5 protein-coding genes are annotated in these 8,872 nt (G+C 74.5%); all 5 read right to left on the reverse strand.

What is annotated here, in order from left to right; translation table 11 throughout:
* Positions 1-1,118: Rieske 2Fe-2S domain-containing protein (locus ACSNOD_RS24195; protein WP_436769146.1), on the reverse strand; the 1,118-nt coding region annotated here is incomplete at its 3' end.
* Positions 1,115-4,006, reverse strand: a complete 2,892-nt coding sequence (locus ACSNOD_RS24200; protein ID WP_436769147.1) for a PEP/pyruvate-binding domain-containing protein — start codon at positions 4,004-4,006, stop codon at positions 1,115-1,117. The genes ACSNOD_RS24200 and ACSNOD_RS24195, both read right to left, overlap by 4 nt.
* A gap of 74 nt (positions 4,007-4,080) precedes the next feature.
* A complete protein-coding gene (locus ACSNOD_RS24205; protein ID WP_436769148.1) occupies positions 4,081-5,163 on the reverse strand; it encodes an SAM-dependent methyltransferase in 1,083 nt (360 codons plus the stop codon).
* Positions 5,160-6,071 carry a thioesterase II family protein gene (locus ACSNOD_RS24210; RefSeq protein ID WP_436769149.1) on the reverse strand — a complete coding sequence of 304 codons (912 nt, stop codon included), beginning with the start codon at positions 6,069-6,071 and terminating at the stop codon, positions 5,160-5,162. Before ACSNOD_RS24210 ends, ACSNOD_RS24205 begins: the two co-directional genes overlap by 4 nt.
* A gap of 74 nt (positions 6,072-6,145) precedes the next feature.
* Positions 6,146-8,872, reverse strand: a 2,727-nt coding sequence (locus ACSNOD_RS24215; protein WP_436769150.1) for an aminotransferase class I/II-fold pyridoxal phosphate-dependent enzyme, incomplete at its 5' end; no start/stop codon positions are given.

An 8,872-nucleotide genomic window follows, 5' to 3' on the forward strand; every position in this document is an offset into this window, starting at 1 on the left:
GCGCCGCCGGGCGCGCGCCCGGCCCCGGACAGCCCGTCGTCCCCCGCCTCGGCCGCGGCCGGATCGCCCGCGCCCGCGCCGCCGCGGGCCCTCGCCTCCGCCTCCCGGATGAGCCGCTCCCGCATCGACACATACTTCGCGTTGAGCTCGTCCGCGGCCACGAACCGGTTCACCCCGCGCCCGCTCACCCGGGGTTCGATGCGCGAGACGACCCGCATGTCCTGGACCTCCTGGACCCGCTTCTGGATGAACAGCGCGACCTTCGGCAGCAGCCGCCGCACCCGCTCGGAGCGCAGTACGGGCGCCAGCCGCAGGTCCTCGTACCAGCGGAAGTAGACCTGGGTGTGCTCCTCGTCCACCGGAGTGATCCAGATGGTGACGTCGAACTGCTTGTTCACGATGTGGACCATGCCGGGGAATGTGAAGATCACCAGGAAGTGGCTGGTGTTGCCCGGGTCGTCCTCGTCGAACTGGTCGAAGGTGTACCGCAGGGTGGTGCCGTCCACCTCCAGCCGCCGGTTGTCGACCTTGGTCGCGGACAGATAGCGCCGGCGGCCGTCCAGCCCCAGCCGGCGCACCGTCCCCGAGAGCCCCATGTAATCGGCGTAGTTGAACCAATGATCACGATGCACAAAGGTGATGTGGTAGAAGTCGAGCAGGCTCTCGGTGTACCGGGTGTAGTGCACGGGCTGCTGCCACGCCCCGGTGGCGTACAGCGCCGGGTGCTCCGCCACCTCGTGCGGTATGGGGATCTCCGGGAGGGTGTCCAGCGGCCGTCCCCACCACATCCACACCAGCCCGTTGCGCTCGCGCACCGGCCGGTTGGCTATCCGCAGCGACTTGGGGACGCGCGCCCGCGACCCCAGACAGGGCACGGCCGTGCAGGCGCCGCCGGTGTCGAAGCGGAAGCCGTGGTAGGGGCATTCGATGGTGTCCCCGCGGAGCCGGCCGTCGGAGAGGTTGGCTCCCTTGTGCGGGCAGTGGGCGGTCTGGCATATCAGCCCGCCCCGGGTGTCGCGCCACAGCACGAGCTCCTCGCCGAGGCGGCGGACCCCCGTGGGGCGGTCCGCGGTGACCTCCTCGGGCAAGGCGATCGGATACCACTGGTCGGGAATCACGCGGTGTCACTCTCCTGTCCTGTCGGGCCGTCCCGGTGGGACGCGACGATGTCGACGGCCCCGGTGTCGCCGTCGACCGCGATCAGGTCACCCGTGGCGATGCGCGAGGTGGCGCACTTGGTGTTGACCACCGAGGGCACCCCGAACTCGCGGGAGACGATCGAGCTGTGCGAGAGCATGGAGCCGATGTCGGTGACCACCCCGCCCGCGATGGCGAACAGCGGGGTCCACGAGGCGTCGGTGAACCGGGTCACGAGGATCTCGCCGACCTGGAACTCGTCGGCCTGCCACACCAGGTCCTCGATGACGCGGGCCCGCCCCACGACCCGGCCGGGGCTCGCGCCCAGCCCCTCGATCCGGGCGCCGTCGGCCGCCCGCGGCAGGGCGCGGGCCGGGTCGTGCTCGCCGATGAACGTCAGCGGCGGCTCGGGCAGCCGGCCGAGGTACCGATGGGTGCGCCGCGCCTCGTCCAGCGCGGCCCTCGGGAACGCCTCCCGGGCCGGGACGTCCGAGGCCAGATAGCGCCGGACGTCCTCGAAGTCCAGGTACGCGACCTCGTCCAGGGAGCGCAGCACGCCCTCCTCGACGAGCCGCCGCCCCACCTCGTACACCACCGTGCGCACCAGCCAGATGGAGGTGATCATCGACATCCGGGTGGTCTCGCGCAGCTCGCTGCAGAGCGAGTAGAGCGAGATCACGGTCTCCAGGACGCGCCGCTTGACGCGCGGGAGTTCGGCCAGGACCCGCCGGGCGTCCGCGTCCTGCCGGGCCCGGTCGCGGCCGAGGATCTCGTCGATGGCGAAGCCGTCGGCGGCGTAGCGGCGGATCATCTGGAAGACGTAGGACGGGTCGTCCACCCAGCGGGGGTGGGTGAGCTCCATCTCCTGGCGGCCCCGGGTGCCGTTGGCGCGCAGGAACGGCTCCATGTGGGAGCGCCAGAACGCGGCGCCCTCCGCGTCCGCGCGCAGCCGCGGCTCGATGTCCTCCAGCGGGTTCTCCCGGATGATCCGCATCACCGCGGGGCGGGCCTTCGCCGCCTGGGCCAGGTTCCAGATCTCCCGCGCCGAGGCCACCGTCCGCAGGCTGGACATGTCCGTCTTGACGCGGTTCTGGAGGTTGGTGCCCTTCTCGCCCAGCCAGGCGCCGCAGAGCTCGGTGAGCACGCTGTAGAACCCGAACGCGTTGATGTAGTACGGCATGTAGCCGACGTGCGCGTCATGGAAGTAGTCCAGGTGGCGGCGGAGCTCGGCGCGCAGCTCGCGGCGGCTCATCCGCCGGACGTCGATGCGGCGCGCCCGGTCGAACTCGTAACTCCGGGAGGCCACCATGGCGGCGGCGCGGGACTTCATCGTCCGCGTCTCGCGGGCCGTGTGCCGCAGCCAGAACAGCGTGGAGCGCAGATCGGCCAGCCCGCCCGGCCAGCGGCCGAAGGGGTTGGTGTACGCGGCGGTGTCGACCTCCTCGCTGACGAACCGCCGGGTGAAGTGCCGCTGGTCCCGGGTCGGCAGGCACTGCCCGAGCAGATACGCCGAGTACGAGATGTTGAGATACACATGGCCTTGGAAGAAGCCCATGTGCAGGTCCGGGTCGCCGGTGTCCCGCACCCCCAGCGCCCGCGCGCAGTCGGGGTGCACATGCCGCTGGTAGTAGCGGGCGAAGCTCAGCCCCAGCGGCGTCATCATCCCGGTGAAGATCTCTCCGATGTCCATCCGCGACCACAGCGTGCCCCGCCGCACGGCCTCCGGCTGCTCGCACACGTACGGGCCGCGCGGGGCGGTGGCGCGGGCCGGGGCGGTGGTGACGGGCCGGGTCTGGAGCAGGCTGAACTCGCCGTCCCGCAGGGCCCACTCGATGTCCTGCTCCCCGCCGTAGTGGGCGCGCACGTCCAGGGCGAGCTTCGTCAACTGCCCGAGCTGGTCCCGGGTGAGGCAGGGGACGTCCCGGAGCGCAGGGTCGACCTTGACCAGGCCGACCCGGCCGGGCTCCACCGGCACGCACTTGGTGACCTTGTAGCGCACCCGCTCCTCGACGACCTCCGGGCCGGTCTCGTCCACGACGAAGGAGTCGGCGGTCACCCGCCCGGACACCAGCCCCTCGCCCAGGCCCCAGCAGGCCTCGACCACCTGGCGCCCCGGGGCGCCGGTGATCGGGTCGACGGTGAACAGCACGCCGGCGGCGTCCGCGTGCACCATCCGCTGGACCACCACGGCGATCGACCCCACGGGGGCCGCCTCCTCGCGGTAGGCCGCGGCCCGGTCCGACCACAGCGACGCCCAGCACGCCCGGACCGCGTCCAGCAGGGCCTCGTCGCCGGCGATGTCGAGCAGGGTGTCGTGCTGCCCGGCGAAGGAGCGGTCCGCGGAGTCCTCGCGGACCGCCGAGGAGCGCACCGCCACCCGGGGCCGGCCCAGCTCCTCGTAGGCCGCCAGCACCGCGCGGGCGATCGGCTCGGGGATCTCGTGGGCCAGCACGCGCTCGCGCATGCTCCGGCCCTGCTCGGAGCTGTCCTCGGAGCTCTGCTCCGGGTTCTTCTTCGTGCCCTTCTCCGTGCTGTCGCCCGTGCCCTTCTCCGGGCCCGCCGCCGCGAGGTCGGCGGCCAGGCCGGTGTGCCGGAGGAAGAGGTCGAAGAGGCCGGTGGTGAGGCAGAAGGCGGGCGGCACCGGCAGCCCGGCGCGGATCATGTCGTCCAGCCGGGCGCCCTTGCCGCCCAGCAGCCGCGGGTCCAAGGCGCGGGGGCCGCCCAGCGCCACGATGTGCTCGGCGAACGCCGCCTCGGTCGCCGCCTCCGCGGCCTGTTCCTCCGCGGCCTGTGCCTCAGCGGCCGTTGGTGCCGCGGCCGTCGCCTCGGGAGCCGTCCGTGCCGACCTGCTCCTGATCTGGGGTCCCATGGGGTCTCCTGCGTCTCGGGTCCCGCGTCCGCGGGGGTGGGTGGACGGTCGCTCCGGCCCTGCGCCGGCCGGGCTCAGGCCACGGCCCGGCCCGCGGCCTCCCGGGTCCGAGCCCGGGTCCGGGTCCGGGTCCGCTCGGGGTTCACGGCGACAAAGGCGTAGAAGCGCTCACCGGGGATGAGCCGGCGCGCCCGCGCACCGGTGAAGCCGGCGTTCTCCATCTGCTGGAGGAGTTCCTGTTCGCGGGGGAGCGGGCCGCCGAAGTCGGCGCACGCGAACCACAGGTCGAGCACCTCCAGGCCGATGCTCCCGCCCCGGCACGCCGTGGTGATCAGGAGCGTGCCGCCGGGCGCCAGCAGGGCGCGGGCCCGCTCCAGCACCTCGCCCCGCTCGGCCTCGGGGAAGTAGTAGATGTTGTTGTGCAGGGTGACGAGGTCGAACTGCGGCTCCACATCGAGGGTGCGCAGATCGCCCTGGCGGACCTCCACCCGGTCGGCCAGCCCCCACGCCTCCATCCGGGCCGCGGCCCGCGCGGCCACCTCCTCCTGGAGGTCGATGGCGAGCGCCGTCAGCCGGGGGTCGCGCCGGGCCGCGTGCCGTACGTGGACCCCGCTGCCGCAGCCGACCTCCAGCAGCCGGGTGGGGGCCGGCGCCCGCTGCCGCAGCACGCGGTCGACGGCCTCCTCCACGAAGGGCTGCACCACCCGGCTCGACCGGGCGATGACCTCCCCGTCCTGGTCGGCGAGGGAGAGCCGCCGGCCGTCCCTGAGCATCGCCGGCGCGTCGAGCAGCACGGGCGTGTGGAACCGCACCACCTCCTCCAGCGCGGCGGCCACGGCGTCCTGGCGCGGGCCGGCCAGCGCCTTGGCGGCCGTGCCGCGCAGCCGGTAGCAGCCGTCGTCCCAGGCGAGGTCGCCGAGCCGGACCCCGATGTCCAGCCAGGCCCCCAGCAGCGGCGCGTCCCGGCCCACGCCCAGCCGGCCGGCGAGCGTCCCCAGGTCGCAGGGGCGCGCGGCCAGCAGGGAGAGCACCCCCGAACGGGCGGCGGCGGACAGGAACGCCGCCCGGTACAGCGGGACCACCAGCCGCCGCTGCAGCGAGAGCAGCAGCGGGACCTGACGGCCCCTCATGAGCTTCACGAGGGTCCTTGCGTTCATGCCGGGCTCCTCCGGGTCGGGTGTGGCCGGCTCAGCTCGCGCCGCAGCTCGTCGAGGACCGGCTGCCGCGAGGAGCCGTTCAGGAAGAAGTGGCCGCCCGTCAGATGGCGCCGCAGGAACGACCCGGCCGTGTACTCCCGCCACGCCTCGACCCGCGCCGCCGGGGCGATGGGGTCGTCGGCGGCGGAGAAGGCGGTCATCGGGCAGTCCAGGGGCGCGCGCGGCTGCCAGCGGTAGCCGGAGCAGACGGCGAGGTCGGCGCGGAGCACCGGTAGCCGGCGCTCCAGATAGGCGCTGCCGACGGCCGGGTCCTCGCCCAGGCCGCCCAGCTCGCGGACGGAGCGCCGCAGTTCCTCGTCGGAGAGGACCCGGTCCTCGGCCGGGTCGCCGTGGAAGTGCGGTGCCTTGCTCGCCGAGACGAACAGGTGGCGCGGGCCGGGCTCGCCCCGGCGGCGCAGTTCGCAGGCGACCTCGTAGGCGAGCAGGGCGCCCATGCTGTGGCCGAAGAGGGCGTAGTCGGCCGTGAGCCGCTGGGCGGTGAGGGCGTCGGCCAGGGCGTCGGTGAGCGCCCGGATGTCGGTGTACGGCGCCTCGCGCAGCCGCGGCCCGCGGCCCGGCAGGGCCACCGGCAGCACCTCGGCGCGGCCGCCGAGGTGCCGGCCCCAGTCCCGGTAGACGGAGGCCGTGCCACCGGCGTAGGGGAAGCAGATCAGCCGCAGGGGGGCCGCTCCTCCGGCGAGAGCGGGGGTGTCGTCGGGGGCGGGAACCGCGAACCACGGACCATGGACGGCGGCCGGGTGCGGGGCGGTGGCGTACGGGGTGGTGGCGTGCGGGCCCCTGGGATACGGGGTGGTGGCGCGCGGGGTGCCGGCGGGCGCGCCCTCGCAAGGCGGTACGAGCGGGGTCACGGCGTGCTCCTCTCTCCTCGGCTCCGAGCCGGTCGCTCGGCGGGTCGCACTCGGCGGGTCGGCCGGTCGACCGGTCAGCGCCCCAGCCGGCGGCGGCCCTCGGGCGAGTACAGCCAGGCGAGGGTCCGCCGGACGCCCTCCTCGTAACCCACCTCGCTCTTGAAGCCGAAGTCCGCGACGGCCCGGTCGATGGCGTACGACTGGTCGCGGTCGAAGAGGTGGACCGCGTGCCGGGTCAGCACGGGCCGGGCACCGATCCGCAGCGCCCCGTACAGCCGCTCGGCGGCGGTCGCGACGCCCGTCGCCACGGGGCTCGGCAGGCTCAGCGCCGGGGGCCTGACCCCGAGGCCCTCGGCCAGCGCCGTCACGTACTCGCGCCAGGTGGTGAGCTCCGGGTCGCGCAGGTTGTACTCCCGCCCGGCGGTCGTCTCCGCCGTGCACGCGGCGATCATCGCGTCGACCGCGTTCTCCACGTACAGCAGCCCGGCGGGCACGGCGCCCCGGCGGATGAACACCATCTGGCCGCGCAGCAGCAGCCGGGCGATCTCGATGACGAAGTCCTTGCTGCGGGGGCCGTAGACCGACACCGGGCGCACCACCGTGAGCGGCAGCCCGGCCCGCCCGGCGGCCTCCCGGACCGCCCGCTCGCCGAGCAGCTTGCTGCGGTTGTAGGGCAGGCCGACGTCGGTGAGCGGGGTGCTCTCGTCACCGGGCCGCACCGGATAGCCGTACACGTCGGTGGTGCTGACGTGGAGGAAGCGCTCCACCGTGCCCGCGGCGTGCGCGGCCTCCACCAGGCGGCGGCTGCCGTCGACGTTGACGCGCTCGAACTCGCGCCAGGGCCCCCAGTCGGCCGACTTGCCGGTGCAGTTGTAGACGTACCGCACCCCGGCGGCCGCCCGGCGCAGGCTGCCGGGGTCGCCGAGGTCGCCGACGGCCACCTCCACGTCCGCGCCCTCGAAGGCGGAACGGTCGCTGCCGGCCCGCACCAGGGCTCGTACCCGGTGGCCGCGCTCGGCGAGCGTGCGGGTCAGCCGCCCGCCGAGGAAGCCGCTGGCGCCGGCGACGAGCACCTCGGCGCCCCGCGGTGGCGCGGCCGCCGGGAGCGGGGCGGCGCGTGGGGCCGGGGCGGCCGGGCCCGCGGTGCGCCGCGCCGCCGCGCCGGTGCCGGTGCCGCTGCGAGGGCTGCTGCCGGTGCCGGTGGCCTTACCCGTGCCGGTGCCCGAGCTCCTGCCCGTGCCGATGCCGTGCTCCGACGTCATGATGTCCCCCAGGAGGTCGAGGCTGTGGTCGAGGTCGGCCTCGCGGTGGTCGACGTTGACGAAGAACCGCAGTCGGCAGGCGTCGCGGTCGACGGCGGGATAGCCGATGGGCATCACGTTCACGCCCCGCTCCAGCAGCGCGTTGGAGATCGCCATGGTGCGCTCCCAGCCGCCGATGACGACCGGGACCACCGCGGAGGCCCGTGACACCCCGATGTCCAGGCCGCGGGCGCGGGCCGCGCCGCGGAAGTACTCCGCCAGCTCCCGCACCCGGGCCACCCGCTCCGGCTCGTCCCGCACCACCCGCAGGGCCGCCAGCGCCGCCGCGGCGTTGGCCGGCGCGATGCCGGTGCTGAAGATGTGCAGCGGGGCGGTGTACTTCAGGTACTCGACGATCGGGGCGCGGGCGGCGATGTAGCCGCCGAGGCTGCCGAGCGCCTTGCTGAGGGTGCCCATCCACAGGTCCACGTCGCCGCGGTCGACGCCGAAGTGCTCGCCGACGCCCCGCCCGGTGTCCCCGAGCACCCCGAGGGAGTGCGCCTCGTCGATCATCAACAGGGCGTCGTGGCGCCTGCTCACCTCGATGAAGCGCGGCAGGTCGGGGATGTCGCCGTCCTGGCTGTAGGCGCCCTCGACGACGACGAGCGCCCGGCGGTGCCCGTCCCGCATGCCGTCGAGGAGCGCGTCCAGCGCCCGCCAGTCGTTGTGCCGGAACGGCCGGCGGCGGGCCCCGGCCAGCACACAGCCGCGCACGGTGGAGTCGTGAATCCACGCGTCGTGGAGGATCAGGTCCTCCGGGCCGAAGAGGTGGCCCACGGTCGCCACGTTGGTGGCGTGGCCGCCGGCGAACACGATCGCGCCCTCGGTGCCGAGGAAGGCGGCGATCTCGGCCTCCAGCTCGTGGTGGAGCGGGGTCTCGCCGCACAGCAGCGGGGTCGCCGAACTCGACGTGCCGTAGCGGTCGATGGCGTCCCTGGCCGCCTCCCGGACCCGGGGGTGGTGGGAGAGCGCCAGGTAGTTGAAGGCCGCGAAGTTGATCACGCGGCGGCCCCCGACGGTGGCGGTCCCGGCGTTGAACCCCTCGTGGACCCGGCCGTAGGGGTTGGAGCCGCTCGCCACGGTCTGCCGCAGCCGGCCCCGCAGCTCCGCGTACTCCTCCCACTCCTCGAACGCGTACTCCCGCCGCACGGGTTCCGGTACGGGCTCCGGTACGGGTACGGGCTCTCGTACGGTCGCGGCCGCCGGCTCCCGTACGGGCTCGGGCTCCGGCCCGGGCTCCGGTCGCGGGCCGTCGCTCTCCCGCAGCGCCCGCACGAGGTCGTCGACCGTCGGGTCCTCCGGCAACCCGCTCCTGAGCTGTCGCACATCGCGCGGGAACCGCCCCACCACCAGCCGTTCGAGTTCGGTGCGCATCAGGGAGTCGAAGCCCAGGTCCCCGCCGAGCCGGGCGTGCGGGGCGATGCGGTCGGCACGGAAGCCGCAGACCCGGGCCACCAGGGCGCGCACCTCCGGCTCGGAGACTGCCGCCCCGGCCCCCGG

Source organism: Streptomyces sp. URMC 123, from assembly GCF_051386515.1.
GTDB lineage: Bacteria > Actinomycetota > Actinomycetes > Streptomycetales > Streptomycetaceae > Streptomyces.